This window comes from Sinorhizobium sp. M4_45, from assembly GCF_002885915.1.
Taxonomy (GTDB): Bacteria; Pseudomonadota; Alphaproteobacteria; order Rhizobiales; family Rhizobiaceae; genus Sinorhizobium; species Sinorhizobium meliloti_A.
Map to the genome: position 1 here is coordinate 98,353 of NZ_NWVE01000001.1, position 26,465 is coordinate 124,817.

The window sequence follows — 26,465 nt, forward strand, 5'->3', positions numbered from 1 at the left end:
CGAATGCTCGACAAACGGAAATTCTACATCGACGGCAAATGGGTTGAGCCGGCCACGCAGAACGATCTTCTGGTGCTCAATCCGGCGACCGAGAAGCCGATAGCGGTTATCTCGCTCGGCACCGCTGCCGACGTCGACCGGGCGGTTGCAGCCGCCAAGAAGGCATTCGCAAGCTATAGCCGGACGAGCGTCGAGGAACGGCTGGCGCTGCTCGAAAGGCTGCTCGCGATCTACAAGCGGCGTTACGATGAAATGGCCGACACCATCACGGCCGAACTCGGTGCGCCGAGAACGATGAGCCGCGAGCAGCAGGCGGATGTGGGCGTCGGTCATCTTCAGGGCTTCATCGATGCCCTGAAGCGCCTGAAACTCAAGGAAAAGCTGCCGAACGGCGACACGCTCCTGCGTGAGCCGATCGGCGTCTGCGGTCTCATCACGCCGTGGAACTGGCCGGTCAACCAGATCGCGCTCAAGGTCGTCCCGGCGCTTGCGACCGGCTGCACCTGCGTCCTGAAACCCAGCGAATTCACGCCGCTGAACGCCATGCTCTACGCCGAGATGGTCGAAGAGGCGGGCTTTCCGGCCGGCGTCTTCAACCTCGTCAATGGTGACGGCATTCATGCCGGGGCGGCGCTGTCGAAGCACAAGGACATCGACATGATGTCCTTCACCGGTTCGACGCGGGCGGGTATCGCCGTCAGCAAGGACGCCGCCGATACGGTCAAGCGCGTCACGCTCGAACTCGGCGGAAAGTCGCCGAACATCGTCTTTGCCGATGCCGATATAGAGGAGCGGGTGACCGCCAGCATTCTCGAATGCTTCAACAATTCCGGCCAGTCCTGTGATGCCCCGACACGTATGCTCGTCGAGCGCAGCGCCTATGACGAGGTCGTGGAAATCGCCAGGCGCGTCGGCATGGAGGCGAGGGTCGGCGATCCGACGAAGGATGGCTCCCATATCGGCCCGCTCGTCAGCCATATTCAGTTCGAGCGGGTGCAGGCGCTGATCGAAGCGGGCGTTGCCGAGGGCGCGACGCTCCTGGCCGGCGGCCCCGGCAAGCCGGAAGGCTTCGAGGCCGGATATTTCGTCCGGCCGACGATCTTCGCCGATGTCGACAATTCCATGCGGATCGCGCGCGAGGAAGTGTTCGGACCGGTGCTTTCGATCATTCCCTTCGATACGGAAGAGGAGGCGATCGCGATCGCCAACGACACGAATTACGGCCTCGCGGCCTATGTCCAGACGCGCGACCGCGAAAGGGCGGAGCGGGTGGCATCGCGTCTCCGCGCCGGCATGGTGCACATCAACGGCGGTCCGCACCGCTACGGAAGCCCCTTCGGCGGCTACAAGCAGTCCGGCAACGGCCGGGAAGGCGGGATGTTCGGGCTCGAGGACTTCCTGGAGGTGAAAACGGTTCACCTGCCGGACGCAGCCTGACGGGTCGTCTCTCCCACGGCCGCACGTTTTCGCGTGTGGTCGTTTTTCGCCTATCGGGCGAATTCGGCTGTCGCTTGCGGCGGGATTCTGATAGCTGGCTTGCCGCGCGCCGGTTCTGCGCGCGCTTCCCAGCCATCGGACATCGCCGTGACCCAAGCCGCCAGTTCCGCCGCTCCCCGTAACAGACTTGCCATGGCCGCGCTCATCATCGGCGGTGCCGCCATCGGCGGATCGCCGATCTTCGTGCGGCTCTCGGAAGTGGGGCCGATGGCCACTGCCTTCTGGCGTGTCGCGCTGGCGCTGATCCCGCTGCTGGCCTGGTCACGGCTGCGCGGCGGCGCAGTCGCGGACAAGCCCCCGCAGCGCCTGTCCGATTACGCTCAACTTGTCCTGCCGGGCGTATTTCTCGCCATCGATCTCGCAGCCTGGCACCTTGCGCTCACCATGACCTCGGTCGCCAATGCGACGCTGCTTGCCAATCTGGCGCCGGTCTTCGTGACGCTTGCCGGATGGGCTCTGTTCCGCTCGGCGGTCAGCGGCATCTTCCTGGGCGGCCTCGCCACGGCGATCGTCGGCGTGGTCGTCCTGAAAGGCGGTCCGGCGGCACTCGGCGGCGGCGATCTCGCCGGCGATGGGATCGCTATCGTCGCGGCCGCGTTCTATGCCGGCTACATTCTCGCAATCGGGCGTCTGCGAAGCCGCTTCAGCACAAACCGGATCATGATCTGGAGCACCGCATCGGCAGCCGTTTGCATGCTGCCGATGGCCCTGTTGGCCGAGCAGTCGCTTTTCCCGACGAGCGCCTTCGGCTGGGCCATGCTCTTCGGACTTGCCTTCGTGAGCCACGCCGGCGGGCAGGTGGCGATCACCTATGCGCTCGCTTTTCTGCCGCCGGCCTTTTCTTCGCTGACGCTGCTCCTGCAGCCGGTCGTGGCTGCGCTGCTCGCCTGGGTTCTGCTGAGCGAGCCGGTGGGCGCCATGCAGGCGATCGGCGGCGCGATCGTGCTGATCGGCATCCTGATCGCCCGCCGCGGCTGAGCCACTCAGATACCCGGCAGCTCGAATCGCGCGAGGCGCTCTTCGAGCTTGAGGATCGTCGCCACGTCCGCATTGGCGAAGGCGAAGCGCAGGTAGTTCTCCTGACCCTCGCCGAAATAATCGCCGGGCAAGCAGAGGACGCCGGCGAGCTTCGCCAGCTTCTCGGCGACGAATTGCGACTCGATATCGGGGAAGGGGTGGCGGATATAGGCAAAATAGGCGCCCACTGCCTGCAGGTTCCATTGCGGCAGCCGGGTCATGATCGTCCTCAGCGCCTCGGCGCGGGCGGCGATTTCGGCGCGGTTGGCGAGCCGCCAGTCGGCAAGCGCCGGTATCGCCCTTGCGACGGCCGCCTGGGGGGAACGCGGGGCGCAGATCTGGAGATTGTCCATGATCTTGGCGACCTGCTCGACCACCTGCGGTCCGGCGGTGATCGCGCCGAGACGATGGCCCGGAATGCAGAAGGACTTCGAGAAACTGTAAAGACCGATGAAACCGTCCTCCCAGCCCGGGGTTCGAAGCAGGCCGTGCGGCGCGGCGGCCGCATCCGGCAGGAAGTCGCGATAGGTTTCGTCCAGAATGAGCCAGGTTCCGTTCGCGCGGCAGAGCTCGTAGATGCGTTGCAGCAGTTCGGGCGGGTAGACCGCTCCCGTGGGATTGTTGGGCGAAACGAGCGCAAGTGCCCGGATGCCCGGCCGCAAGGCAGAGGCGATGGTCTCGACCTCGGGCAGGAACCCGGCGCCCGCATCGAGCGGCGCAAGCTCGACATCGATCCCCAGCATCGCCAGCGTCGTCTCCTGGTTGAAGTAATAGGGATTGCTCATCAACACCGTATCGCCGGCCCCGGCAACGGCCATCGCGGCACAGATGAAGGCCTGGTTGCAGCCGGAAGTGATGTGGACGTTGCCGGCGGCGACCGCCGCGCCATAGAGCGACGCCACGTGCTCGGCATAGGCCTGGCGCAGTTCCGCTTCACCCTCGATCGCTCCGTAGCCCGTGTAGGCCGCCGACGCCGCGGCTTCGCCCAGCCATTTCAGCATGTCGGGATGAGCGGGATAGCCGGGCACGGCTTGGGAGAGGTCGATCAGCGGGCCTTTTGCCCCGTCATAAGCCTTCGCCCATGCGAGCACCGAGGGTATCGGCGGCGGCGAGAGCTTTTCGACGAGGGGATTGAAATGCGGCATGGCGGATTTCCTGTTGTTGAAGCGGACGGGATTCTCAGCCCCGCATCATGATTTGATTTTGCGCCTCTGCGGGCGTTCCGGACGCCGGTTGCGCGGCGGGGAGCGGGGTTGAAGGCTCTTCGGTGTTGTCTTGCGGCCGGCATCTTCCGGCTTCGGCATGCGGCTGCGGATGATCGTGCGGGCGGACATCTGCAGCTCCGGCATCGGATCGCTTTCGAGAGCGGCAAACAGCCAGTCGATGAAAACGCGGACGATCGGCGCGGCGCGAACTTCATTACGGCAGGCGACGAAAAAGGCGTCGTTGGCCGGAACCGTCAGGTCGAAAGGGGCGATCAGCTCGCCACGGGCGATCAGGCTGCCGGCGGTGATCGTATCGCCGAGCGCAACGCCCTGATTGTGCAGGGCCGCCTCGGTCGAAAGCCGCGCATCGCTCATGAAATGCTGGCGACCGCGCTGGAAATCGATCGCGTCGGCTGCGGCGAGCCAGGTGTTCCACTCGCGGCCGTCGTCGCCATGCAGCATCACGTGGTCGCGGATGTCCCGGATGGAGCGCAGCGGCCGCATGTTGAGGAGCGTCGGGCTGACGACCGGGAAAAGCTCGAGCCGGCTCCAGAGCCTCGACCAGCAGTCCTGCCAGTTGCCGTCGCCATAGAGCAGGCAGACGTCGACGTCCGGGGAATCGAGGTTCGCCTCGTCATTGGAGGCGATCAGCCGCAATTGGACATCGGGGAACTGCTCGGTAAAGAGGTGCAGCCGCGGAATCATCCAGAAGGAGAGCAGTGCCGGGACGCAGGTGACGGTGAGTTCCCCGCTCGTCGCGGGCCGCGTCATCGCCGCCGTTGCCGCGGCGATCTCGGCGAAGGCATGCGTCACCGCAGGCAGGAGCAGCGCGCCCTGCGGCGTCAGCTTCAGCCGCTTGCCGCCCCGCTCGAAAAGGGGCGCGTTGAAGGAGAGTTCGAGCGCGCGGATCTGATGGCTTACCGCGCCGTGGGTGACGTTGAGCTCACGCGCCGCAGCGGAAACGGAGCCGCGCCGGGCGGTGGCCTCGAAGGCGCGCAGCGGATTCAGCGGAGGCAGGCGGCTCGACAAGAAGAAGCTCCGGAGAGGCGGCATCTATGTGAATTTTTCTCACATCAAACGCTATAACAATGTCAATTGCTTTTCCAGAAGAATTGTCTCCTAATATGCGCAACAAAGGCAAAAGCCGGGGAACCTGATTGCGCCGCTTCAGATCGGCACACCGCAAGTCGTGACTTGCGGTGCATCATGTGCCAGCCCCGGCTGAACGATACGGAGGTCCGGCGCATGGCTTGGGATGAACAGAAGCTCAACGCATTGAAGGCGAAATATGGCGAGAGCCATGGCGGCGAGCTCTTCGATCCGACCTTCCGCAAGGTCGCGGATAAGATTTTCACGAAGAGCGGCACGCGGCTGGCGCCCTATTCCGGCATTCCGACATTCCTGACCGCACCTCACATGCCGGTCGATGCCGATGAGCCCGATTTCGGCAATCTTCAGGTGGCGATGATCGGCGTTCCCATGGATCTCGGCGTCACCAATCGCCCGGGATCGCGCTTCGGGCCACGGGCGCTGCGCGCGATCGAGCGGATCGGGCCCTATAATCACGTGCTCGGCTGCGCACCGGTGCACGATCTCAGGGTCGCCGATATCGGCGATGTTCCCTTCCGCAGCCGCTATCGGCTCGAAATCAGCCACGAGGACATCGAGAAGCGGATCAACCAGATCGTCGGTGCGGGCGTCGTGCCGCTCTCCGTCGGCGGCGACCATTCGATCACCCATCCGATCCTCAAGGCCGTGGGCAAGAAGCAGCCTGTCGGCATGATCCATATCGACGCGCATTGCGACACTGGCGGCGCCTTTGACCTGACCAAGTTCCACCATGGCGGCCCGTTCCGCAACGCCGTCCTCGACGGCGTGCTCGACCCGACCCGCGTCATCCAGATCGGCATCCGCGGCTCGGCAGAGTATCTGTGGGAGTTCTCCTACGAGTCCGGCATGACGGTCGTTCATGCGGAGGAGGTCACCGGACTGGGTATTCCGGCGATCATCGAAAAGGCGAAGAAGATCGTCGGCGACGGTCCGACCTATCTTTCCTTCGACATCGACAGCCTCGACCCGAGCTTCGCGCCGGGCACCGGTACGCCGGAAGTCGGAGGCCTGACGACGCGTGAGGTGCTGGAGTTGATCCGCGGGCTGAAGGGCGTCAATCTCGTCGGCGGCGACGTCGTCGAGGTGGCGCCGCAATACGACACCACCACCAATACGGCCCATGCCGGCGCCCAGGTGCTCTTCGAGATCCTGAGCCTGATGGTCTTCAGTCCGGCCGTTGCCGGCAAGGGCTGATGCGCGGATGAACGATCCGAAACCGATGCGCATGGCGGGCACGAGCGGATCACGATAATCTATTGCCAGATCATTTTCCTTGCTGAAGCGAAGCGGGGACAAAGGGCGCAGGGAATCAACTAGAACAAGGGAACGCGGCGCAATCCGCCAAAAACAAAGGAGACATGCGATGATCATCAATTCCATCAAGCGCCGCACGCTGCTCGGTGCGGGGCTTGCCGGCGCGTCGATGCTGGCAATGCCGGCGGTGCTGAGGGCGCAGGACAAGTCGCTGAAGGTCGGCGTCTATGGCGGCTACTTCAAGGACTCATTCGGCAAGAACATCTTCCCCGAATTCACCAAGGCGACCGGCATCGCGATCGAATCCGTCGCCGAGCCCACCGGCGAGGCATGGCTCGTCCAGCTCGAACAGGCCGCCCGCGCCGGTCAGGCGCCCGCCGACGTTTCCATGATGTCTCAGGTGGCGATGCTCAAAGGGCAGGCGACCGACCTCTGGACGCCGATCGACATGGCCAAGATCAAGAACGGCTCGAACCTGCTCGACCGCTTCGTCAACAAATATCCGGACGGCCGCATCGCCGGCATCGGCGCCGTTTCCTGGTACATCACGCTGGTGACCAACACCGACGTCTACAAGGAGGCGCCGACCTCGTGGCAGGCGTTCTGGGATCCGGCGAATGCCGACAAGCTCGGCCTCCTGGCGCTGGTCTCCAATTCCTTCCTGCTCGAAGTGACAGCCAAGACCTTCATGGGCGGCACCAATGCGCTCGACACGGAAGAGGGGATTCTCAAAGCGTTCGAGAAGCTCGCCGAAGTGAAGCCGAACGTCCGTCTCTGGTACCGCGACGAAGCGCAGTTCGAACAGGCGCTGAAGTCGGGCGAAATCCCGATGGGGCAATATTATCACGACGTGACGGGGCTTGCCGCGGCGGATGGTCATCCGGTGCGTTCCACCTTCCCCAAGGAGGGCGGCATCCAGGATTCCGGCTGCTGGGCGCTTTCGCGCGCGTCGCAGAAGGTCGAAGAAGCCCACATCTTCATCGACTACATGTGCCAGCCTGCGGTTCAGGCGACGCTCTCGCGCAAGGTCGGCACCTCGCCGACGGTCAAACGCGAGTCGACCGATCTGACGGATAAGGAATTCGCTGCCGTCTCCTCGGACATCGAGCCGATCGTTCCGCGCTACGATCTCTACCAGACGAAGTCGGATTGGCTGAACCAGAAGTGGACGGAACTGATCGTCGGCTGAGGCCGGCCATGAGCCGCCGCCTCGGTATCCCGGGGCGGCGCAGCGTATTGCGCGACCTTAAACCGGAAGCGGTTTGGGGATAAGCTGATTTGGAATTTTGGAAGTGTCACCGCGGCAGCGTCTGACGTGGCCGGTGACATCCGCGCATGAGGCGCGAAACGGGGAACATATGTCGGGACTTGCCCTTCAAAACGTCGTCAAGGAATTCGGGTCGTTCAGGGCCGTCAACGATGTCGACTTGATGGTGCCGCACGGCACATTCGTCTGCATGCTCGGGCCGTCGGGCTGCGGCAAGACCACGCTTTTGCGCATGATCGCAGGTCTGGACCTGCCGACCTCGGGCTCCATAGGGCTCGACGGCGAGGACATCACCCGGGTTCCGACGCATAAACGCAATCTCGGCATGGTGTTCCAGTCGCTGGCGCTGTTTCCCCACCTGACCGTCGGCGAGAATATCGCCTATCCGCTGCGCATCCGCGGCGCGCCCAAGGAAGACCAGAGGAAACGGGTCGACGAGCTGCTTTCGATGATCCACCTGTCGGGCTATGCCGACCGGCCGGTCTCGAAGCTCTCCGGCGGCCAGCGCCAGCGCGTGGCGATAGCCCGGGCGCTGGCGATTTCGCCGAAGCTCTTCCTGCTCGACGAGCCCCTGTCGGCGCTCGACGCCAAGCTGCGCGAGGCGATGCAGGTCGAGCTCAGACAGTTGCAGCAGAAGCTCGGCATCACCACCATCGTCGTCACCCACGACCAGCGCGAGGCGATGACCATGGCCGATACGGTCGTGGTCATGAACGGCGGCGAGATCCGGCAGGCTGCTTCGCCGATCGAGATCTACCGCCGGCCGGCCGACAGCTTCGTCGCCGATTTTATCGGGCAGACCAATCTGATCGAAGCGGAGGCGGACACTTCGGGCCGCGTGACGGTGCTCGGTCAGCCCGTGCCGGGCCTGCAATTGCCGCCGGGCGCGGTGAAGGCGATGCTTTCGATCCGCCCGGAAGACGTGCACCTGACCGCGCCGGGTACCGGAGCGCTTTCCGGCACGGTGACCTTCGTGCGCGACCTCGGGGGCACGATCGAGACATTCGTCGATGTCGCCGGCCGGCAGATCGTGGCGGTCTCGACGCCGCGCGCCCGGCCGCAGGTGACGGTCGGCCAACAGGTCGGCGTCGCTCTCCCGCCCGATGTCTGTGTGGTGCTCGCCAGATGAGACGCGAACCGCCCCGAACCTTCGGTGATTACCTGCCGATCCTCTTCCCCGCGGGGATGCTGACGATCTTCTTCGTGGTGCCCTTCGGCACGATGATCGCAGTCAGTTTCTTTCAGCGCCAGCAGGGCGGCTTCTATACGCCGGCCTTCGTCTACGACAATTATGCCCGCTTCCTCTCGGCCTTCTTCGGCGGCGTGCTCGGCTTTTCCCTGATGCTGGCGATCGCGGTCGCCGCGTGCTGCGTGGTCTTGGCGCTGCCCTTCACCTATCTACTCACGCGTATGGCGCGCCGGGTGCAGGTCGTGTGGCTCGTCGCTCTGCTCTCCGTGCTTTCTCTCTCCGAAGTCATCATCGGTTTTGCATGGTCCACCCTTTTCTCGCGCACGGCCGGCATTACCAACATCCTCGTGGCGCTCGGGCTCATGGGTGAGGCGAAGGCGCTCACGCCGAGTTTTGCCGCTGTGCTGACCGGCATGGTCTATCAGGCCTTTCCCTATACCGTGCTCGTGCTCTTCCCCGCGCTCGTGCGCCTCGACCCGACACTGACGGAAGCCGCCCGCACACTCGGTGCCTCGCCGCTCAGGGCCTTCTTCACCGTCGTCGTTCCGGCGCTGAGAAACACGATCACCGCGACGCTGATCATGGTCTTCATCTTCGCGCTCGGCTCCTATCTCCTGCCGCAACTCCTCGGCCGGCCGCAGCACTGGACGTTGTCGGTGCTCATCACCGATCAGGCGATCTATCAGTCCAACATGCCCTTCGCCGCGGCGATGGCGGTGTTTCTCGTCCTGGTGACGCTTGGGCTGGTGGCTCTAACGGTCATCGCGGGACGGAAGGGAGAGGCGGCATGAGCACCATTTTCCGCAAGGTCTACTTCTCCCTGATCGGGCTCTTTCTCGCTTTGCCGCTGATCGTCGTCGCCGGCGTCTCGGTCAACGCCAAGCAGACGCTCGCCTTTCCCCCGCAGGGTTTCTCCACATCCTGGTACGGGGAAATCTTCCTGAACCCCGAATGGCGCAGCGCGCTTTTTGCCTCGGTGACGCTGGCGCTCCTTTCCGCCGCACTTGCGGTCGCGATCGCGCTGCCGCTTGCCTGGTTTCTCTGGCGGCGCGTCGCGCCATGGGCGAACATCTTCCAGCTTCTGGGGGTCGCGCCCTTCACGCTGCCGCCGGTCATCACCGCGCTCGGCCTGCTCACCTTCTGGGCGACGGCCGGCTTTTACGGCCAGCCCTGGACCGCCGTCGTCAGCCACGCGATCTTCTTCGTGACACTGCCGCTCGTCACGCTGTCTCTCGGCTTCACCTCGATCGACCGCTCGCTGGTCGAGGCGGCCTCGACGATGGGCGCGGACGACCGCACGGTCTTCCGCACCGTCGTTCTGCCGTTGATCCTGCCCTATATCGTTTCCGGCTATGCCTTCGCCTTCGTGCTGTCGCTCAATGAGTATATCGTCGCCTACATGACCGTCGGCTTCACGATGGAGACGCTGCCGATCAAGATCTTCAACGCGCTTCGCTACGGCTATACGCCCACCATGGCCTCCGTGACGATCCTCTTCGTCACGACGGCCGCGGTCATCTTCAGCCTCGTCGCCCGCTTCGGAGACCTGCCGAAGCTGCTCGGCGCCATGTCGTCGGACGGAAAATGATGAAGTTCGCTGCCCTGCAGATGAAGAGCATTGGCGGCGACGTTGCCGCCAATCTCGCCCGCATCGAGCGGGCGGCGATCGCGGCTTGCGGGAAGGGGGCGAGCCTGCTCGTCGCCCCGGAGCTCGCAATCACCGGCTACGGCGCGGGAGAAGCCATCCGCAGGCTCGCTGAGCCGGCGGATGGGCCGATCGTTCGAGAATTGGGGCGCATCTCGCTGCAAACCGGCGTCGCCATCGTTGCCGGATTCGCAGAGCAGGACGCGGACGCCATTTACAACAGCGCCGTCCATGTCGACGCGAATGCCACCCCGATTGTCTATCGGAAGTCGCATCTCTATGGCGATTACGAGCGTTCGCTCTTCACGCCGGCGGAACCCTCGACACGCCTGTTCAAACATCGCGGCGTCACTTGCGGCATGCTGATCTGCTACGATGTCGAGTTCCCCGAAAACGTCCGTCGCCTGGCGCTTGCGGGTGCCGATGCGGTGTTGGTGCCGACGGCCCTCCCGGCCGGATGGTCCGGCACTTTCATCACCGACCATATGATCCGGACGCGGGCCTTCGAGAACCAGCTCTTCGTCGCCTATGTCAATCACTGCGGTTCGGACGACATGTTTTCGTTTGCGGGACTCTCGCTCATAGCGTCCCCGGATGGCCAGGCACTGGCAAAGGCCGGTTCCGCGGATGAAACCCTGATCTTCGCCGAAATCGACCCGCAGGCATTTGCCATTTCCCGGGCGGAGAATACTTATCTCATGGACTTGAAACGCGGCTGATCTGCCAGATCGTTCTTAATCGGAGAACAATCCGTTCGCGTCGTCCCCCTTTTGGAAACGCTCGGTCGGATCGATATTGTGCTCAACCGAAATGCCCGCCCTGCAGCGCCGCGCAACTGACGCAAAAGGCGCTGCAGCATAGCGAATAGGAGGCAATCATGAGCTTGCAACTGACTGGTATTCACCATCTGACCGCGATAACCGCCAATGCGCCGGAGAACCTGCGCTTCTACACGGGGACGCTGGGCCTCCGCCTGGTCAAGAAGACCGTCAACCAGGACGACACGACGGCCTATCATCTCTTCTATGCCGACGGGCAGGCGACCCCCGGCACGGATCTGACCTTCTTCGACTGGCCGGTCGGAACCGAAGGACGCGGCACGCACAGCATTTCGCGGACCGGGCTTCGAGTCGGCAGCGCAGAAACCGTGCGGTGGTGGAAGCGCCGTTTCGATGAGTTGGAGGTCGCTTCCGGCGAGGTCGCCGAAATCGACGGCCGTATCTCCCTCGATTTCGAGGACGGCGAGGGCCAGCGCTTCCGGCTCGTCGACGACGGTGGAATGGCGCCGTCCCACCCTTGGGAAAGGAGCGCGGTTCCGGCCGAGCACCAGATTAAGGGCCTTGGGCCGATCACCATCAGCGTGCCGGACATCAGCAACACCGCGCTCGTGCTGACGCGTGTCATGAACATGGCCGAACTGCGGAGCTATCCGTCGCCCGATGGTGTCGGAGAGGTGCATGTCTTCTCGATGGGCGAGGGCGGGCCGGCGGCCGAACTGCATGTAGCGGTCCAGCCCGATCTGCCGACCGCTCGCCAGGGGGCGGGCGCCGTCCACCACGTCGCTTTCCGGGCGCCGGATGTCGAAACGCTGCATCGGTGGACGGAGCGCCTCGGCGAGTTCCGCCTGCCGTCGAGCGGCGAGGTCGAGCGCTTCTACTTCCGTTCGCTCTACTTCCGCGAGCCGAACGGCATCCTTTTCGAGATCGCCACCGACGGGCCCGGCTTTGCGGTCGACGAACCGATGGAAACCCTTGGCGAAAGCCTATCGCTGCCGCCGTTCCTCGAGCCGAAGAGGGCTCAGATCGAGGCGAGACTGAAGCCTCTGGAGTAACGGCTGCCGTTCTCGCCGGGCCGCGACATGAAGAGCCGGAAGCGATTCCGGCTTTCCTTTTGCCGCGAGCCCGCTAGTTTTTTGACTGACGCGGGATTTGCGCGGCATCGCCAGCGAAAGGAATTTGTCGTTCATGACCAAGCTTCTCGGCATATCGGGCAGTCTGCGGAAGGCCTCCTTCAACACTGCATTGCTCAAGGCCGCACAAGCGGTGGCGCCGGACGGGGTGGAATTCGAGACCGCGACCTTGCATGGCATTCCGCTGTATGACGGAGACGTGGAGGCCGAAAGCGGCGTTCCGGCCGCTGCGGAGGCGCTGAAGCAGAAGATCGTCGCGGCGGACGGCGTCATTTTCTTCACGCCGGAATACAACAATTCGGTCCCGGGTGTTTTCAAGAATGCGATCGACTGGCTGAGTCGCCCGCCAGCCGACATAAAGAAGGTCTTCGGCGGCCGGCCGTTCGCGCTCGCCGGCGCATCTCCGGGAAGCTTCGGGACCATTCTCAGCCAAAACGCCTGGCTGTCGGTGATGCGGACGCTCGGCGCCGAAATGTGGTCGGGCAAGCGGCTGATGGTGCCGAAAGCCGATACGTTGTTCGACGGCGACGGACAGCTGAAGGACGATCAGACCCTGGAGAGGCTGCGCGGCTTCGTACAGGCCTTCGCCGATCACGTCGCCGGCAAGGCATGACGCTCAGAGGCCGGATTGCGCGAGCCAGGGCCGGATAACGGCGATGTCTTCGACGCCTATTCCGTGGCCGGTATCGAGGTCGACTTCCTCGAAATCGGCTCCGCTGGCCCTGAGCGCCGTCTTCAGTTCCGGCGCGTGCTTGCCGTAGGGATCGTCCTTGCCGGTGAGCATTAGCACTTTGGTGCCCGCAAGGTCCGGTTCCGGCGCGCTTTCGAGCGCCGCCATCGCGCGCATCAGCACCGCGTTCCTGACAATGCCCGGGTGGAGATGCAGCACCGCGGCGAGCAGGTTGGCGCCGTTCGAGTAGCCGATGAACACGGTCTTCTCCGGGTCGAGGCCGTAGCTCTCGCGCGCGCCCTCGACGAAGGCGGCAAACGCTTCCGCTTCCGAGCGAATGTCCTGCTGGTCGAATTTCGTCATCGAAAAGCGCCGGAACCAGCGCGGGAAGCCTTCCTCGGTGCTGCGGCCGCGCACGCCCAGGAGAGTCGCATGCGGATCGAGCTGACGGCCGAAGGGCAGCATATCGATTTCGTTGCCGCCGCTGCCGTGCAGCAGCACGAAGGTACGATCGTTCGCCTTCTCCGGACGGTGGAACCGATGGATGAAAGGAAGCTCGCGCTGCGGCACCCTGGGTTCGCCGGGCAGCGCGAATTGCGGCAGCCTGACCAGCGTTGCCGTGGGATCGCTCGCCAGATGCGGGGGCAGGAACAGCGTCGTGCCGAGAGCATCCGGAGCTTCGTCGACGGCAAAGCCGGGCCCGTCCGTAGCGAGCTCGCAGAGCGCACCGCCGGGCTCGCGCACATAGAGCGAGAAGAAATATTTCCGGTCATGCGCATTGGTGGCGCCGGCGTGCTCCTGCTCGAGATCGGCTCTGACCGCAAGCACGGTCGCCTCATCGGGGGCGCGGAAGGCGATGTGGTCGATCGTGCCGGTACCAGGGGCGGCACTCCAGAAGCCGCCGGCATCGCGGACATCGATCACGTCCCCGGACGAGGAGGTGAGGCGACGGATGCTCTCCGTCGCTCCCGTCTCGGTGTAGCCGAAGTGGTTTTGAAGGAAGTGCGCCGTGTCTTTCGGTTTTTCCGTGAGCACCGTCGCGCCGCGTAAGCGGCGGATGGAGTCCGTTTCGGGGATGTCGTCTCCCGCCCAGGGCGCTGGCTCCGCAAGCGCGTTCGTTCCCACCAGCTTGACGATCACGCCGTCCAGGTCCTTCAGACGCAGGACCGGTTCGCCGAACTCCTGCGACGGGCCGGTCGCCTGGATGTTGAACTTCAGCGCTCGCGTCATCCAGTAGCCGATGCTGTCAGGCGGAATGGCGAAGGCGATCTCGCTCGGCTGGCCGTGACCGACCCGGCCCGGAGAGCCGTCTTCCCAGACCAGGAAACTCACGAGAGAGCCCGGCGAGCCCGCGGCGTCGCCGTAGAAGAGATGCAACTGATTGGGATCTTCGTAGCCGCCGGTCCGCTTGACGAGGTGCAGCCCCAGGAAGCCGACATAGAAATCGACGTTGGCCTGTACCTTGCGGGCGATCAGGGTGATGTGGTGAATGCCGCTCGTCACGGTCTTGTCCTCCCTGCCGTCGTCCCGGCGAGAAACGACTGGAAGGCTTCGCCGTAATCCGGGTGCCAGCGTGAAAGCGGCGGTCGGTTTTCGACGATGTCTCCCGCTGCCCAAAGGATGCGCTTTTCATCCGTTGAACGCGCGACCTCGTTGTCGGGGCAAAGGATATAGAAGTCGCCGCGGGCAAGGCTCTCCATCATGAAGTCCACCGTCTGTTCCGGCGTCCAGGCGCCCGCCGGCTTTTCCGTGCGCCCTTGCGCGGTGAGAGACGTGTAGACGAAACCGGGGATCAGCAGATGCGCATTGACCTTGCAGTCCTCGGTATTGCGCAGTTCGTGCTGCAGGGCCTCGGTGAAGACCTTCACGCCCGCTTTCGACAGGTTGTAGGCGGGATCGCCGGGCGGCGTGGTGATGCCCTGTTTCGAACCCGTGTTGATGATGAGCGCCGGCTGCCCGTGGGCAATCATCGCCGGGGCAAAGATGCGCGAGCCGTTGATGACGCCCCAGAGATTTACGCCGATCACGGCCTCCCAGTTCTCCAGTGGCCCGAAAACAGAGCTGCCAGGCTGGATGCCGGCATTGTTCATCAGCACATGCACGTGTCCAAAGCGCTCTTGCGTGACACGCGCCAGAGCCACGAGGTCGTCCGCCCGCGACACGTCGGTTTCGACCGCGGCGACATCGCCGGAGCCGCCCGGAGCCGCCTTCGCTACCTCGGCCGCCGCAGCGTGCAATCTCTCGCCGCCGAGATCGGCGAGCACAACCTTCATTCCAAGGCTGGCGAAGCGCCGCGCCGCGGCAAGGCCGATACCGGAGGCGGCGCCGGTCACGACGGCGACGTTGTTCTTGGCTATGGCGGAGTAGGACAGCATGGTTTCGATTCTGCTTGGAACGGATCAGCCAGACATAGGGTCTGCGCGCCGGCAAGTCCATGAGACTGCGTGGTGCGCGACGGGAAAAATGCGTGCTGCGTTGCCGCGATCACCAGCTTTCGTCTTCGGTCTTGTCGTTCTTTTGCGCCATGCTAGTGTGTCAAGTCTGCCCCATCCGCTCCGGTCCGCCGGGCCTCGAGATACTTCATGATAACCGAAGGCAAATTCAACAAAGGCACGCCCTGCAAAGAGTGTCCCTTGCGCCCGCTTCCGCTGTTCCGCCCCTTCAAGGCGGAAGAACTTGCATTCGTCTCCCACTTCAAGATCGGTGAGCTCGTCTTCGATGCGAGCGCGACGATACTCGCGGAGGGGGAGCAAAGCGAGCATCTGTTCACCGTGCTTTCCGGATGGGGTTTTCGCTACAAGATGCTCGATGACGGCCGGCGGCAGATCCTGAACTACGTGATGCCGGGCGATATCGTCGGGCTGCAAGGCACTCTCATGGGCGAGATGCAGCATTCGATCGAGGCGCTTTCGCCGGTCGTGCTCTGCGTCTTCCAGCGCGACAGGCTCGGCGAACTCTACAGGCAGCATCCCGACCTCGCCTACGATCTGACCTGGATCGCAGCGCGTGAGGAGCGGATGCTAGACGAGAATCTGCTGAGCATCGGCCGCCGTTCCGCTCTGGAGCGTGCAGCCTACCTCATCGCCTTTCTTTACCAGAGGGCCGTCACGCTGGAGCTCTTCCGCGGCGGCTGGACCGTTATTCCCGTCACGCAGCAACACGTTGCCGACACGCTCGGCCTCTCGATCGTCCACACCAACAAGACGCTGAAGAAGCTGGCGGCCAGGGGCCTCCTGCGCTGGGCCGAGAAGGGCTGCGACGTCCACGATATCGACGGCTTGCTTGCGCTTGCGGGCTGGGACGGATTCAGCGAGCCGAAGCGGCCGCTGATTTGATGCGAATCGTCATGCGTCAAATTACGTACAACATGTCTTTTTTAAATGCGCCCGGCCTCCCGGGTGTTCTATTAGCCGCTTCTTTATGGTCTCGGAAAATCGAGAGGCCGAGGGTGCAGATATAATGCCAGTCAGTCAGGTTCCGCCGGCCATCAAGTCGGTCCTCGTCCTCGAGGATAATTTCCTTATCGCTCTGGACATGGAAGAGATGCTCGTCGCTCTCGGGGTGACGAGCGTTCACGTCGCCACCACCAAGGCAAAGGCGATGGAACTCATCGCCGATCATACGTTCGATTTCGCAATTCTCGACATCAATCTGGGGGACGACACGAGCTTTGCCGTTGCCGATGCGCTGATGGCGCGGGGCATCAGCTTCGGCTTCACCAGTGGCTACGGGGAACTGTTGGCGCTGCCGAGCCATCTTCGCGATGTTCCGAGGATCGACAAACCCTTCAGCGAAGGAACGCTCAGCAGCCTCATCGCCACGGCCGCCTCTTCGAGAGACATGTGACTGCCGTTGCGGCTCACGCCCTGCCGCGCGAGATGAACCAGGGATTGGCGAAGTCGACGTCATCCGGTTGGTTGCGTTTGCCGTAGCCGAGCGGATTGCCCGCCATTGTAAGCGTCTGGCCACCGGCCGCCCTCAGGATCGCGTCGCCTGCCGCGGTGTCCCACTCCATCGTCCGGCTGAAGCGCGGATAGATGTCGGCAATGCCTTCCGCCAGCAGGCAGAACTTCAGCGACGAGCCGACGGCCTCATGGTCGCTGATGCCCTGATCGGTGAGGAAGGAGATCGTTTCGGGGCTGTTGTGCCAGCGGCTGGTCAGCGCCATCGGCCGGTCGCCGCAGCGGCGGCAGCCGATGGTGGTCCATTCGCCCGTGACCTGGCCATCCTCGACCGCCGCCTTCTTCGCCATGCCCGCGGCCGCCGAATAGATGAGGCCGAGAGCCGGTGCATAGACGACGCCGGCGACGGGTGCGCCGCTTTCTATGAGGCCGATATTGACGGTGAAATGGCTGTTGCGCTCGACGAATTCCTTCGTGCCGTCCAGCGGGTCGACGAGGAAGAAACGCGTTCCGGCGATATCGGCAACGTGGCCTGCGGCGACCTCCTCCTCCGCGACGACCGGTATATCCGGGAAGGCGGCCGCCAGATCGGCAAGGATGATCTGCTCGGCGCGGTGGTCCGCATCGGTCACGGGCGAGGCGTCAGCCTTGTAGGTGACGGCCGGCCCGGCCCGGTGAATTTCCAGAATTGCTTGTCCGGCGGCGAGCGCCGATGTCTCCAGTATGTCCAGCATTGCTTCCTGTTCTTGCGGTCGAGGCGATTCGCTTTGGAGCGCTTCGCCTCTTATCAGACGGGCAACGGCCACTGTAGCACTTGAATTGCTGCGCGGGTCACTTGCCGCGGCGGGGTGGGGCTTCCGCCCACTGCAATGCGCCCCGCTTCGTTGCCGCTATCTGCCCTTTGCTGCCGAAGGAGGCTATTTCGCAAGCGAATGCTGCTGAAATTTTCATTTTTCTGGCTCCAAAAGTGTCAAATCGATTTTATCGCGGAACAATTTGGTGGTGGCGCATTTTTTAGCTTTCATTTTCAATTGAAAGCGGTATGAAATCGGGCCTAGCACATGCTCGAAAATGAGTATTAAAAAACAAGAGATCGGACCGACAGGATCCGGTCCAGGGGAAGATTGATGGAGTATTTTGTCCAGCAGCTCGTCAACGGGCTGACGCTTGGGTCTATTTATGGTATGATCGCGATCGGTTATACCATGGTCTACGGCATCATCGGCATGATCAACTTCGCCCACGGCGATATCTTCATGCTTGGCGGCTTTGCCGCATTGATCGTCTTCTTGCTTCTCACGACATTCATTGCCGGCGTGCCGGTTGTACTGGCGCTTTTGATCATGATGGTCGTCGGTATGCTGACGGCTGCGCTTTGGAACTGGACCATCGAGCGCGTGGCCTATCGCCCGCTTCGCGGTTCCTTCCGTCTGGCGCCGCTGATCACGGCGATCGGCATGTCGATCGTGCTGTCGAATTTCATCCAGGTGACGCAGGGCCCGCGGAACAAGCCTATCCCGCCTCTGGTCTCCTCGGTCTATGATCTGTTCGGCATCTCGGTTTCTCTGAAGCAGATCATCATCGTCGTCATCACGGCAATCCTGCTCTCGGTCTTCTGGTACATCGTCAACCGAACCCCGCTCGGCCGGGCCCAGCGGGCGACCGAGCAGGACCGCAAGATGGCGGCGTTGCTCGGTGTCGATGTCGACCGCACGATCTCGGTGACCTTCATCATGGGCGCCGCACTCGCCGCTGTCGCCGGGACCATGTATCTGATGTATTACGGCGTGGTCGTGTTCACCGACGGTTTCGCCCCGGGAGTCAAGGCGTTTACCGCTGCCGTTCTCGGTGGGATCGGCTCGCTGCCCGGCGCCGTGCTCGGCGGCTTGCTGATAGGCCTCATCGAGTCGCTGTGGTCCGCCTACTTCACCATCGACTACAAGGATGTCGCGACCTTCTCGATTCTCGCGATCGTCCTGATCTTCAAGCCGTCGGGTATTCTCGGACGACCGGAAGTCGAGAAGGTATAGTTCCATGGCAAATGTCGCATCCACAACCGCAAGCGCCGGCAGCGAGCTGACGGCGCGGGCGCTCCGCGAGGCTGTCTTTGCGGGCCTCATCACGCTCGGAATGTTCGTGCTCTTCGTCGGCCTGAAAACCGACCAGAACATCCGCAACGAGCTCATCCTCACGCAGCGATTTGGCCTGCTCGCGACCTTCGTAGCCATCGCCATGGTCGGCCGCTTCCTCATGGTCGCCTATGTCCAGCCGCGGCTGGCGCAGCGCAAGGCGGCAAAGGCGGCCGCGCCCGATGTGGTGAAGGAGGAGACCTTCTTCAGCCGCAACTGGTCGAAGATTGCGGTCATCCTGCTGCTGTTCTACCCACCGGTGATCGTCGCGCTCGTGGGCGTCCAGGGGTCGCTGAAATGGGTCGACAATTTCGGCATTCAGATCCTCATCTACGTGATGCTTGCCTGGGGCCTCAACATCGTCGTCGGTCTCGCCGGGCTGCTCGATCTCGGCTATGTGGCCTTCTATGCCGTCGGTGCCTATTCCTACGCGCTGCTCTCCAGCTATTTCGGCCTGTCCTTCTGGGTGCTGCTGCCGATTGCCGGCCTTCTCGCCGCCTGCTGGGGCGTCGTTCTCGGCTTTCCGGTGCTGCGCCTCAGGGGTGATTACCTCGCGATCGTGACGCTCGCCTTCGGTGAGATCATCCGCCTCGTGCTGATCAATTGGACGGAAGTCACCAAAGGCACGTTCGGCGTTTCCGGCATCGCCAAGGCGACGCTCTTCGGTATCAAGTTCGATGCCACGAAGGACGGCTTCGCGGCAATGATGGGCCTGCCGATGTCTTCGGCCTATTACAAGATCTTCCTGTTCTATCTGATCCTCGGTCTCGCCCTGCTGACGGCGTTCGTCACGATCCGGCTGCGCCGGATGCCGATCGGCCGCGCCTGGGAGGCATTGCGTGAAGACGAGATCGCCTGCCGTTCCCTCGGCATCAACACCGTCACCACCAAGCTGACGGCGTTTGCGACGGGCGCGATGTTCGGCGGCTTTGCCGGTTCGTTCTTCGCGGTGCGTCAGGGCTTCGTCTCGCCGGAATCCTTCGTCTTCCTGGAATCGGCCGTTATCCTCGCCATCGTGGTTCTCGGCGGCATGGGCTCGCTGACGGGTATCGCCATTGCCGCCGTCGTCATGATCGGCGGCACGGAAATCCTGCGTGAACTGACCTTCCTCAAGATGATCTTCGGACCGACCTTCACGCCGGAACTCTATCGCATGCTGATCTTCGGCCTCGCCATGGTCACCGTCATGGTCTGGAAGCCGCGCGGCTTCGTCGGATCACGCGAGCCGACCGCGTTCCTGCGCGAACGCAGGGCAATCTCCGGCAGCTTCACCAAAGAGGGGCACGGCTGATGGCCTTTGGGACCGACACCATGACAAAAGACCCCATCCTCAAGGTTGAACGCCTGTCGATGCGCTTCGGCGGTCTCATGGCCATCAACGACTTCTCCTTCGAGGCGGAGCGCGGCGAGATCACGGCGTTGATCGGTCCGAACGGAGCGGGCAAGACGACGGTGTTCAACTGCATCACCGGCTTCTACAAACCGACGATGGGCATGATCACCATGCGGCAGAAGTCGGGCGCCGAATTCCTTCTGGAACGGCTGCCGGATTTTGAGATCACCAAGAAGGCCAAGGTGGCTCGGACCTTCCAGAACATCCGCATGTTCTCGGGTCTGACGGTGCTCGAAAACCTGCTCGTTGCCCAGCACAACAAACTGATGCGGGCATCCGGCTATACCATTCTCGGCCTGTTCGGCTTCCCGGCCTATCGCGAGGCATCCAGGGAGTCGATCGAGCTCGCCAGGCACTGGCTCGAAAAGGCATCGCTGACCGAGCGAGCCGACGATCCGGCCGGCGACCTGCCCTATGGTGCCCAGCGGCGGCTCGAGATCGCCCGCGCAATGTGTACCGGGCCGGAGCTTCTCTGCCTGGACGAGCCCGCGGCGGGTCTCAATCCGCGCGAATCGCTCGCCCTCAATGAACTGCTCCAAGAGATCCGCCGCGATACCGGCACCTCCATCCTGTTGATCGAGCACGATATGTCCGTTGTGATGGAAATATCGGATCACGTCGTCGTGCTCGAATACGGTCAGAAGATTTCCGACGGCACCCCGGACTTCGTGAAGAACGATCCAAAGGTCATTGCGGCCTATCTGGGTGTCGAGGACGAAGAGGTTGAAGAGGTGATCGGAGAAATCGAGGAAATCGAAGGCGAGCGTGGGGGGCCCGGACAATGACTGCGCCCCTGCTGCATGTGAGAGGCGTCGAGACCTATTACGGCAATATCCGCGCGCTGAGCGGCGTGGACATGGAGGTCCATCGCGGCGAGATCGTCGCGCTGATCGGCGCCAACGGCGCCGGGAAATCGACGCTCATGATGACGATCTGCGGCAGCCCGCAGGCGCGCACCGGCTCGGTCCACTTCGACGGCCAGGACATCACGCGTCTGCCCACGCATGAGATCGCGCGTCTGAGGATTGCCCAGTCGCCGGAAGGGCGCCGGATTTTCCCACGCATGACGGTGCTCGAAAACCTCCAGATGGGCGCGAGCCTCGACAATCTGAAGCACTTCAAGGAAGACGTGGAGAAGGTCTTCGCGCTTTTCCCGCGGCTCAAGGAGCGGCAGGCGCAGCGTGGGGGGACGCTTTCGGGAGGCGAGCAGCAGATGTTGTCGATCGGCCGTGCGCTGATGGCCCGTCCGAAGCTCCTGCTGCTCGACGAGCCGTCGCTCGGGCTTGCGCCCTTGATCGTCAAAGGTATCTTCGAAGCGATCAAGGTGCTCAACAAGAACGAGGGCCTCACCGTGTTCCTCGTCGAACAGAACGCCTTCGGAGCGCTCAAGCTTTCCGATCGAGGCTATGTAATGGTCAACGGCCGTGTGACGATGAGCGGGTCAGGCAAGGACCTCCTCGCCAATCCGGAGGTTCGCGCGGCCTATCTCGAAGGCGGCCGCCATTGATCCGCCGGGTGTGGAGTTGAGTGAGATGCACGGAATTCTCTACGAAGAAGCCTCGATCTGGCAGTTTGTTTTCATCACCTGCGTTCTCGGAGGCTGGACCGCGTGGCGGACCGGCAAGAGCGTCGCGGAAAGCTGGGGTGACGTTCCGCGGCTCGTGATTTATGTCGCACTGTTGGGCTGGGGCATCCGGTTCATCCACCATGCGCTTTTCAACGGAACGATGTTCACGCTGCAATTCTATGTAGTGGACACGGTCGTCCTTTTATTGTTTGCTGCCGCTGGTTTCCGTTACTATCGGACCAAGCAAATGGCCAGCATGTACTATTGGCTTTATGAAAAAACTTCGCCTTTCTCCTGGAAGGCAAAATAAGGGAACGGCGCGTGCCGGTCCGCGGCCGGTGCGAAAGAACACCGGCGCAATGATGGTGGGCATTGCGCAGGCTTATGAAACGAGACCCGCTCGAATATTTGGGAGTAACAAGATGAAAAAGTCTCTTCTGTCGGCCGTTGCGCTGACAGCAATGGTCGCCTTCAGCGGCACCGCGTGGGCTGACATCCTGGTCGGTGTCGGTGCTCCGTTGACTGGTCCGAACGCCGCCTTCGGCGCGCAGATCCAGAAAGGTGCAGAGCAGGCGGCCGAGGACATCAATGCTGCAGGCGGCATCAATGGGGAACAGATCAAGGTCGTACTCGGCGACGACGTTTCGGATCCCAAGCAGGGTGTTTCCGTCGCCCAGAAATTCGTGGCCGATGGCGTGAAATTCGTCGTTGGTCACTTCAACTCGGGTGTCTCGATTCCCGCATCGGAAATCTATGCGGAAAACGGCATCCTGCAGGTGACGCCGGCCTCGACCAACCCGCAATACACCGAACGCGGCCTGTGGAACACCTTCCGCACCTGTGGCCGTGACGACCAGCAGGGCGCCGTTGCGGGCGCTTATATCGCGGCCAATTTCAAGGACGCGAAAGTCGCCGTCATTCACGACAAGACCCCCTATGGTCAGGGCCTTGCCGACGAAACCAAGAAGTCGATGAACGAAGCCGGCGTCACCGAGGCGCTCTATGAAGGCATCAACACCGGCGACAAGGACTTCTCCGCACTTATCGCCAAGATGAAACAGGCTGGTGTCTCGATCGTCTATTACGGCGGTCTGCACACGGAAGCCGGCCTGATCATGCGCCAGATGAAGGACCAGGGCCTGAACGCGACGATGATGTCGGGCGACGGCATCGTCTCGAACGAACTGGCCTCGATTGCCGGCGATGCGGTCGACGGCACGCTGATGACCTTCGCACCGGACCCGCGCAAGAGCCCGGCTGCCAAGGACCTCGTCGAGAAGTTCCGCGCCGCCGGCTTCGAGCCTGAAGCCTACACGCTCTATGCCTATGCGGCCCTTCAGGTGATCGCAGAAGGCGCCAAGGCCGCCGGCAACACCGATCCGCAGGCGGTCGCCGAAGCCATCAAGGCCAAGGGCCCGTTCAAGACGGCAATCGGCGAGCTCGGCTTCGACGAAAAGGGCGACATCACCCGCCCGGACTACGTCATGTACACCTGGAAGAAGGGTGACGACGGAAAGTTCAGCTACTTCCAGAACGAATAGTTCTTCTTACAGGCAATCTGGGAGGCCCGGCGGCAAACGCCGGGCCTTCTGCCGTTGTGCGCCCGGCATGGGCGCACTCTTGTCGCGGCTGACGCGATCCAGCGCCTCGGCAAGCACCATATCGAAGCGGCAGCGCGCGGAATCCATGACCAGCGCCTGGAGACCGGGCCGCTGGATCATGCTGGAGCCGGAGATGGAAGGGTCCACCTGCCTCCTTCTCGGCCGTAGCCGGCACATGCGGAGCTGGTCGGCGATCGAGGCCTCGCGCTGCAGGTCCGAGGAACAGCGGGCGTAGACGGCAATCTTCACTGAGATTCGCTCCGAAGCATCAGGTGGTGCGCTTCCTCCGTCGCTTCGTCATCTGTATTCTTGAGCATAGCATTCCCTTGCCAACTGCCGTGCCAGGAAATCGACCATGCGCAGCCAGCGGGGGTCCGGATTGCCGCGGGGGGCGCGGCCATCGCGCTATCGCGCACTGTGTTGTAGCGCGATGACTTATGGGATTCCCGCCTTGGCATCGCCATATCCCGCTCCGTCCGGCCTCTCCCGACAACCTAAGCCATTGAATTGACCATCTCGTATTGCAGTATGCGATACAAACCCCTATATTCCCCCGAAGGAGACGAATGATGGCCAGCACAGCGGAACGCAAGGAATATCCCATCTCGATGCGCCTGCCCGAAGCAGACGTGGCGATGATTGATCGCGCTGCCAGCCTGCGGGGACGCTCGCGCACCGAATTCGTGCGCGATGCGGCGGTGCGCGCGGCCGAGGAAGTGGTCATGGAGCAAAGCCCGATCCGGATGAGCCCCGACAGTTTTGCCGCCTTCATGGAGGCCCTGTCCGCTCCGGCCGAACCTGTTCCCGAGATGGTCGAGCTGGCCAAACGGCCTGCTCCATGGGAGCCTGGCTACGTTCCGAGACGGTAATACCCGGTGCTATCCGTTCCCGAGCCGCTCTCCGCAGCGCACGATGTCTCGCAATTCTCGTGTGGCAAGCCGTCGCTCGATCACTGGCTGAAAACGCGCGCCCTGACCAATCAGGAGAGGGGGTTCACTGCCGTTCTCGTGGTGCATGAGGAAGGCCGTGTCGTCGGCTACTACGGTCTGGCGCCCACGGCGGTCGTGCCGTCGGTCCTTCCGCGTTCGATCCGCACTGGCCAGCCACCTGATCCCGTTCCCTGCCTCCTTCTCGGCCAACTCGCCACCGACGCTCAGTGGACAGGCTTGGGTATCGGAACGGGTTTGGCGAAGCACGCGCTACAACGCTGCGTCCGGGCGGCCGGCCTTATCGGCGGCCGCGCAGTGATGGTTAATGCGATTGACGTCGAGGCTTCGCTGTTCTGGCAGAGGCGTGGTTTCACGCCCTCGAAGGAAGATCCCTTCGTCCTGTTCCGATCCATCAGCGCCATCGCTGCCTCCTTCGCCGAGCGGTGACTACTCGTTCTTGGTGTTATCGGCCTAGCGCTGGTGTTCGAGCGCCGACGCTTCCTTCAATGATGCACTTTATCGCAGCAGCGATGCCCGGAGAGCCGCGATCTCTTGTTTCAGCCGGGCGACCTCTGCCGGCTCCATTCCCGTCGCATCGGCAATGCCGATCGGGACCCGACTTGCTTTCTCCCGGAGCGCGCGGCCGGTCTCGGTCAGGCGCACGCGCACTTGCCGCTCATCGGCCTTGTCGCGGGTGCGCAAAATGTAGCCCATGGCTTCCAGCCGCTTCAGCATGGGAGTGAGCGTGCTCGACTCCAGGAACAGCTTCTCGCCCAGACTGCCGACGGTCTGGTCGTCCTTTTCCCAAAGAGCCACCATCACGAGGTATTGCGGGTAGGTCAGGTCGAGCTCGTCGAGGAGCGGCTTGTAGACACGCGTGAAGGCGTGATTTGCGGAGTAGATCGCAAAGCACAGGAAGTTGTCGAGCTTCATGAGTTCCTCCGAAGGAGGGAGGTTTGCCTTTGCCATCGCTCCGGTCCCGATTATCTTTCCGACTATAATAAATCGTTCGCGATATAATCGCAAGGTATTGACGTCTGCCGCAGTCCGCGATAAATATCGTGCACGATTTAATTGTTGCCGATATAAATCGCGCGGCGATGATCGGATGTGAATTTTGATCGGATTTCAGGGAAAGGAGCATTTCCAATGACCAAGGCTCAGGCGAAGACAGCCACGAACGACGTCTCCCGCAGAGAAATTCTGACAGGCGCAATCGGCGCCGCCACCGCCGCGGCCGCACTCTCGGCCGCCAGCCCGGCCGTCGCCGGTGGCGCCGAGCCGCAAGCCGGTGCGGTGGCCACGAGAGTAAGCGGCAGCAGGATCAACACGCGTGATGGCGTCGAGATCTACTACAAGGACTGGGGTCCGAAGGACGGACCGGTGGTCGTCCTCAGCCATGGCTGGCCGCTTTCGTCGGATAGCTGGGAGGCACAGGCCTTCTATCTCGCCAGTAACGGCTTTCGGGTCGTCACCCATGACCGCCGCGGCCACGGCCGCTCGAGCCAGCCATGGGACGGCAACGACATGGATCATTATGCCGACGATCTCGCCGATCTGATCGAAACGCTGGACCTCAAGGACATCTTCCTTGCCGGCTTCTCGACCGGCGGCGGCGAAGTCGCCCGCTATATCGGACGCCACGGGACCGCCCGCGTCGCCAAGGCAGGACTGATCTCGGCAGTGCCGCCCTTGATGGTCAAGACCGACGACAACCCCGGCGGTCTGCCGAAGGAGGTCTTCGATGGCCTGCAGGCCGCCAGCCTCGCCGATCGCTCGCAGCTTTACCGGGACATCGCCTCGGGCCCGTTCTTCGGCTTCAACCGGCCCGGCGCGAAACCTTCACAGGGCATGATCGACAGCTTCTGGCTGCAGGGCATGACGGCCGGTCACAAGAACGCCTATGACTCCATCGTCGCCTTTTCGCAGACGGATTTCACGGAAGACTTGAAGAAATTCGACGTGCCGACGCTCATCATCCACGGCGACGACGACCAGGTCGTGCCGATCGATGCTGCCGCCCGTGCCTCCAAGAAGCTGGTGCCTCACGCCGAGTTGAAGGTCTATCCGGGTGCGCCGCACGGCATCACGGATACCCACAAGGACCAGCTCAACAAGGACCTGCTCGACTTCGCAAGGTCCTGAGCCAGCGGGATTGCAAAGCAGCTGAAAAGGGCACCC

The 26,465-nt window shown here is 62.9% G+C and carries 28 protein-coding genes; 21 read left to right on the forward strand and 7 right to left on the reverse strand.

Annotation, left to right across the window (positions count from 1 at the left end; genetic code table 11):
* The first annotated feature begins 3 nt into the window (after window positions 1-3).
* Together CN933_RS00455 and CN933_RS00460 are read left to right on the forward strand one after the other, a co-directional pair.
* Window positions 4-1,437, forward strand: a complete 1,434-nt coding sequence (locus CN933_RS00455) for an aldehyde dehydrogenase family protein (protein ID WP_018095784.1) — start codon at window positions 4-6, stop codon at window positions 1,435-1,437.
* A gap of 147 nt (window positions 1,438-1,584) precedes the next feature.
* On the forward strand, window positions 1,585-2,475 hold the full coding sequence (locus tag CN933_RS00460; RefSeq protein ID WP_033047352.1) for a DMT family transporter: 891 nt from the start codon (window positions 1,585-1,587) through the stop codon (window positions 2,473-2,475).
* Between the two features lie 5 nt (window positions 2,476-2,480).
* Here the strand turns inward: CN933_RS00460 and CN933_RS00465 are convergent, their stop codons facing one another.
* Together CN933_RS00465 and CN933_RS00470 are read right to left on the reverse strand one after the other, a co-directional pair.
* Complete coding sequence (locus tag CN933_RS00465; RefSeq protein WP_018095782.1) at window positions 2,481-3,659, reverse strand: aminotransferase; 1,179 nt, start codon at window positions 3,657-3,659, stop codon at window positions 2,481-2,483.
* 45 nt (window positions 3,660-3,704) lie between these two features.
* A complete protein-coding gene (locus tag CN933_RS00470) occupies window positions 3,705-4,772 on the reverse strand; it encodes a LysR substrate-binding domain-containing protein (protein WP_018095781.1) in 1,068 nt (355 codons plus the stop codon).
* A gap of 192 nt (window positions 4,773-4,964) precedes the next feature.
* Here CN933_RS00470 and speB point away from each other — a divergent pair, with 192 nt between their 5' ends.
* The 8 genes from speB (at window position 4,965) to CN933_RS00510 (ending at window position 12,706) form a co-directional block, all read left to right on the forward strand.
* Window positions 4,965-6,023 carry an agmatinase gene (gene speB, locus CN933_RS00475; RefSeq protein ID WP_018095780.1) on the forward strand — a complete coding sequence of 353 codons (1,059 nt, stop codon included), beginning with the start codon at window positions 4,965-4,967 and terminating at the stop codon, window positions 6,021-6,023.
* A 169-nt stretch (window positions 6,024-6,192) separates the two neighbouring features.
* Complete coding sequence (locus CN933_RS00480) at window positions 6,193-7,272, forward strand: ABC transporter substrate-binding protein (protein WP_102761189.1); 1,080 nt, start codon at window positions 6,193-6,195, stop codon at window positions 7,270-7,272.
* 169 nt (window positions 7,273-7,441) lie between these two features.
* Window positions 7,442-8,479, forward strand: coding sequence for an ABC transporter ATP-binding protein (locus CN933_RS00485; protein WP_018095778.1), 1,038 nt, complete (start codon window positions 7,442-7,444; stop codon window positions 8,477-8,479).
* On the forward strand, window positions 8,476-9,330 hold the full coding sequence (locus CN933_RS00490) for an ABC transporter permease (RefSeq protein WP_018095777.1): 855 nt from the start codon (window positions 8,476-8,478) through the stop codon (window positions 9,328-9,330). Before CN933_RS00485 ends, CN933_RS00490 begins: the two co-directional genes overlap by 4 nt.
* Window positions 9,327-10,127 (forward strand): ABC transporter permease, encoded by an 801-nt coding sequence (locus CN933_RS00495; RefSeq protein ID WP_018095776.1) that lies wholly within the window; start codon window positions 9,327-9,329, stop codon window positions 10,125-10,127. Before CN933_RS00490 ends, CN933_RS00495 begins: the two co-directional genes overlap by 4 nt.
* Window positions 10,124-10,903 carry a carbon-nitrogen hydrolase family protein gene (locus CN933_RS00500; RefSeq protein WP_018095775.1) on the forward strand — a complete coding sequence of 260 codons (780 nt, stop codon included), beginning with the start codon at window positions 10,124-10,126 and terminating at the stop codon, window positions 10,901-10,903. The genes CN933_RS00495 and CN933_RS00500 overlap by 4 nt, the downstream gene beginning before the upstream one ends.
* A gap of 158 nt (window positions 10,904-11,061) precedes the next feature.
* Window positions 11,062-12,015: a ring-cleaving dioxygenase gene (locus CN933_RS00505; RefSeq protein WP_018095774.1), complete on the forward strand. Its 954-nt coding sequence runs from the start codon at window positions 11,062-11,064 to the stop codon at window positions 12,013-12,015.
* Window positions 12,016-12,148: 133 nt separating this feature from the next.
* On the forward strand, window positions 12,149-12,706 hold the full coding sequence (locus CN933_RS00510) for an NADPH-dependent FMN reductase (RefSeq protein ID WP_026168677.1): 558 nt from the start codon (window positions 12,149-12,151) through the stop codon (window positions 12,704-12,706).
* 3 nt (window positions 12,707-12,709) lie between these two features.
* Here CN933_RS00510 and CN933_RS00515 read toward each other — a convergent pair whose 3' ends face one another.
* Window positions 12,710-14,266: a VOC family protein gene (locus CN933_RS00515; protein WP_018095772.1), complete on the reverse strand. Its 1,557-nt coding sequence runs from the start codon at window positions 14,264-14,266 to the stop codon at window positions 12,710-12,712.
* Window positions 14,263-15,138, reverse strand: coding sequence for an SDR family NAD(P)-dependent oxidoreductase (locus CN933_RS00520; RefSeq protein ID WP_018095771.1), 876 nt, complete (start codon window positions 15,136-15,138; stop codon window positions 14,263-14,265). The genes CN933_RS00515 and CN933_RS00520 overlap by 4 nt, the downstream gene beginning before the upstream one ends.
* A 207-nt stretch (window positions 15,139-15,345) precedes the next feature.
* Between CN933_RS00520 and CN933_RS00525 the strand changes: the two genes are divergently transcribed.
* Together CN933_RS00525 and CN933_RS00530 are read left to right on the forward strand one after the other, a co-directional pair.
* Window positions 15,346-16,098: a Crp/Fnr family transcriptional regulator gene (locus CN933_RS00525; RefSeq protein WP_018095770.1), complete on the forward strand. Its 753-nt coding sequence runs from the start codon at window positions 15,346-15,348 to the stop codon at window positions 16,096-16,098.
* A gap of 124 nt (window positions 16,099-16,222) precedes the next feature.
* Window positions 16,223-16,609 (forward strand): response regulator, encoded by a 387-nt coding sequence (locus tag CN933_RS00530; protein WP_018095769.1) that lies wholly within the window; start codon window positions 16,223-16,225, stop codon window positions 16,607-16,609.
* A 13-nt stretch (window positions 16,610-16,622) separates the two neighbouring features.
* Here the strand turns inward: CN933_RS00530 and cysQ are convergent, their stop codons facing one another.
* Window positions 16,623-17,399, reverse strand: coding sequence for a 3'(2'),5'-bisphosphate nucleotidase CysQ (gene cysQ, locus CN933_RS00535; RefSeq protein WP_018095768.1), 777 nt, complete (start codon window positions 17,397-17,399; stop codon window positions 16,623-16,625).
* A gap of 393 nt (window positions 17,400-17,792) precedes the next feature.
* Between cysQ and CN933_RS00540 the strand changes: the two genes are divergently transcribed.
* From CN933_RS00540 to CN933_RS00565, 6 genes are all read left to right on the forward strand, one after another.
* On the forward strand, window positions 17,793-18,695 hold the full coding sequence (locus CN933_RS00540) for a branched-chain amino acid ABC transporter permease (RefSeq protein ID WP_003525638.1): 903 nt from the start codon (window positions 17,793-17,795) through the stop codon (window positions 18,693-18,695).
* A gap of 4 nt (window positions 18,696-18,699) precedes the next feature.
* Window positions 18,700-20,085, forward strand: coding sequence for a high-affinity branched-chain amino acid ABC transporter permease LivM (gene livM / locus CN933_RS00545; protein WP_018095767.1), 1,386 nt, complete (start codon window positions 18,700-18,702; stop codon window positions 20,083-20,085).
* Window positions 20,085-20,972, forward strand: a complete 888-nt coding sequence (locus CN933_RS00550) for an ABC transporter ATP-binding protein (protein ID WP_018095766.1) — start codon at window positions 20,085-20,087, stop codon at window positions 20,970-20,972. The genes livM and CN933_RS00550 overlap by 1 nt, the downstream gene beginning before the upstream one ends.
* Entirely contained in the window at window positions 20,969-21,694 is a 726-nt protein-coding gene (locus CN933_RS00555) for an ABC transporter ATP-binding protein (protein ID WP_018095765.1), read from the forward strand. The genes CN933_RS00550 and CN933_RS00555 overlap by 4 nt, the downstream gene beginning before the upstream one ends.
* 25 nt (window positions 21,695-21,719) lie before the next feature.
* Entirely contained in the window at window positions 21,720-22,064 is a 345-nt protein-coding gene (locus CN933_RS00560; protein WP_018095764.1) for a DUF6867 family protein, read from the forward strand.
* A gap of 112 nt (window positions 22,065-22,176) precedes the next feature.
* Complete coding sequence (locus tag CN933_RS00565; protein WP_018095763.1) at window positions 22,177-23,295, forward strand: branched-chain amino acid ABC transporter substrate-binding protein; 1,119 nt, start codon at window positions 22,177-22,179, stop codon at window positions 23,293-23,295.
* 6 nt (window positions 23,296-23,301) lie between these two features.
* On the opposite strand, the gene CN933_RS00570 is transcribed toward CN933_RS00565, so the two are convergent.
* Window positions 23,302-23,604: a recombinase family protein gene (locus CN933_RS00570; RefSeq protein ID WP_018095762.1), complete on the reverse strand. Its 303-nt coding sequence runs from the start codon at window positions 23,602-23,604 to the stop codon at window positions 23,302-23,304.
* A 320-nt stretch (window positions 23,605-23,924) separates the two neighbouring features.
* On the opposite strand from CN933_RS00570, the gene CN933_RS00575 reads away from it, so the two are divergent.
* Both CN933_RS00575 and CN933_RS00580 read left to right on the forward strand, forming a co-directional pair.
* Window positions 23,925-24,224, forward strand: coding sequence for a type II toxin-antitoxin system TacA family antitoxin (locus CN933_RS00575; RefSeq protein ID WP_018095760.1), 300 nt, complete (start codon window positions 23,925-23,927; stop codon window positions 24,222-24,224).
* 6 nt (window positions 24,225-24,230) lie between these two features.
* Window positions 24,231-24,731: a GNAT family N-acetyltransferase gene (locus CN933_RS00580; protein ID WP_018095759.1), complete on the forward strand. Its 501-nt coding sequence runs from the start codon at window positions 24,231-24,233 to the stop codon at window positions 24,729-24,731.
* Between the two features lie 69 nt (window positions 24,732-24,800).
* Here CN933_RS00580 and CN933_RS00585 read toward each other — a convergent pair whose 3' ends face one another.
* Window positions 24,801-25,253 carry a MarR family winged helix-turn-helix transcriptional regulator gene (locus CN933_RS00585; RefSeq protein WP_018095758.1) on the reverse strand — a complete coding sequence of 151 codons (453 nt, stop codon included), beginning with the start codon at window positions 25,251-25,253 and terminating at the stop codon, window positions 24,801-24,803.
* A 180-nt stretch (window positions 25,254-25,433) separates the two neighbouring features.
* Here CN933_RS00585 and CN933_RS00590 point away from each other — a divergent pair, with 180 nt between their 5' ends.
* Entirely contained in the window at window positions 25,434-26,429 is a 996-nt protein-coding gene (locus CN933_RS00590; protein WP_018095757.1) for an alpha/beta fold hydrolase, read from the forward strand.
* Window positions 26,430-26,465 lie beyond the last annotated feature (36 nt).

What these genes read in the sequence shown, in the direction of transcription:
- CN933_RS00455 (WP_018095784.1), top strand. Translation starts at nt 4, where the DNA reads ATGCTCGACAAACGGAAATTCTACATCGACGGCAAATGGGTTGAGCCG.
- CN933_RS00465 (WP_018095782.1), bottom strand. Translation starts at nt 3,659, where the DNA reads ATGCCGCATTTCAATCCCCTCGTCGAAAAGCTCTCGCCGCCGCCGATA.
- CN933_RS00470 (WP_018095781.1), bottom strand. Translation starts at nt 4,772, where the DNA reads ATGCCGCCTCTCCGGAGCTTCTTCTTGTCGAGCCGCCTGCCTCCGCTG.
- speB (WP_018095780.1), top strand. Translation starts at nt 4,965, where the DNA reads ATGGCTTGGGATGAACAGAAGCTCAACGCATTGAAGGCGAAATATGGC.
- CN933_RS00480 (WP_102761189.1), top strand. Translation starts at nt 6,193, where the DNA reads ATGATCATCAATTCCATCAAGCGCCGCACGCTGCTCGGTGCGGGGCTT.
- CN933_RS00485 (WP_018095778.1), top strand. Translation starts at nt 7,442, where the DNA reads ATGTCGGGACTTGCCCTTCAAAACGTCGTCAAGGAATTCGGGTCGTTC.
- CN933_RS00490 (WP_018095777.1), top strand. Translation starts at nt 8,476, where the DNA reads ATGAGACGCGAACCGCCCCGAACCTTCGGTGATTACCTGCCGATCCTC.
- CN933_RS00495 (WP_018095776.1), top strand. Translation starts at nt 9,327, where the DNA reads ATGAGCACCATTTTCCGCAAGGTCTACTTCTCCCTGATCGGGCTCTTT.
- CN933_RS00500 (WP_018095775.1), top strand. Translation starts at nt 10,124, where the DNA reads ATGATGAAGTTCGCTGCCCTGCAGATGAAGAGCATTGGCGGCGACGTT.
- CN933_RS00505 (WP_018095774.1), top strand. Translation starts at nt 11,062, where the DNA reads ATGAGCTTGCAACTGACTGGTATTCACCATCTGACCGCGATAACCGCC.
- CN933_RS00510 (WP_026168677.1), top strand. Translation starts at nt 12,149, where the DNA reads ATGACCAAGCTTCTCGGCATATCGGGCAGTCTGCGGAAGGCCTCCTTC.
- CN933_RS00520 (WP_018095771.1), bottom strand. Translation starts at nt 15,138, where the DNA reads ATGCTGTCCTACTCCGCCATAGCCAAGAACAACGTCGCCGTCGTGACC.
- CN933_RS00525 (WP_018095770.1), top strand. Translation starts at nt 15,346, where the DNA reads ATGATAACCGAAGGCAAATTCAACAAAGGCACGCCCTGCAAAGAGTGT.
- CN933_RS00530 (WP_018095769.1), top strand. Translation starts at nt 16,223, where the DNA reads ATGCCAGTCAGTCAGGTTCCGCCGGCCATCAAGTCGGTCCTCGTCCTC.
- cysQ (WP_018095768.1), bottom strand. Translation starts at nt 17,399, where the DNA reads ATGCTGGACATACTGGAGACATCGGCGCTCGCCGCCGGACAAGCAATT.
- CN933_RS00540 (WP_003525638.1), top strand. Translation starts at nt 17,793, where the DNA reads ATGGAGTATTTTGTCCAGCAGCTCGTCAACGGGCTGACGCTTGGGTCT.
- livM (WP_018095767.1), top strand. Translation starts at nt 18,700, where the DNA reads ATGGCAAATGTCGCATCCACAACCGCAAGCGCCGGCAGCGAGCTGACG.
- CN933_RS00550 (WP_018095766.1), top strand. Translation starts at nt 20,085, where the DNA reads ATGGCCTTTGGGACCGACACCATGACAAAAGACCCCATCCTCAAGGTT.
- CN933_RS00555 (WP_018095765.1), top strand. Translation starts at nt 20,969, where the DNA reads ATGACTGCGCCCCTGCTGCATGTGAGAGGCGTCGAGACCTATTACGGC.
- CN933_RS00560 (WP_018095764.1), top strand. Translation starts at nt 21,720, where the DNA reads ATGCACGGAATTCTCTACGAAGAAGCCTCGATCTGGCAGTTTGTTTTC.
- CN933_RS00565 (WP_018095763.1), top strand. Translation starts at nt 22,177, where the DNA reads ATGAAAAAGTCTCTTCTGTCGGCCGTTGCGCTGACAGCAATGGTCGCC.
- CN933_RS00575 (WP_018095760.1), top strand. Translation starts at nt 23,925, where the DNA reads ATGGCCAGCACAGCGGAACGCAAGGAATATCCCATCTCGATGCGCCTG.
- CN933_RS00585 (WP_018095758.1), bottom strand. Translation starts at nt 25,253, where the DNA reads ATGGCAAAGGCAAACCTCCCTCCTTCGGAGGAACTCATGAAGCTCGAC.
- CN933_RS00590 (WP_018095757.1), top strand. Translation starts at nt 25,434, where the DNA reads ATGACCAAGGCTCAGGCGAAGACAGCCACGAACGACGTCTCCCGCAGA.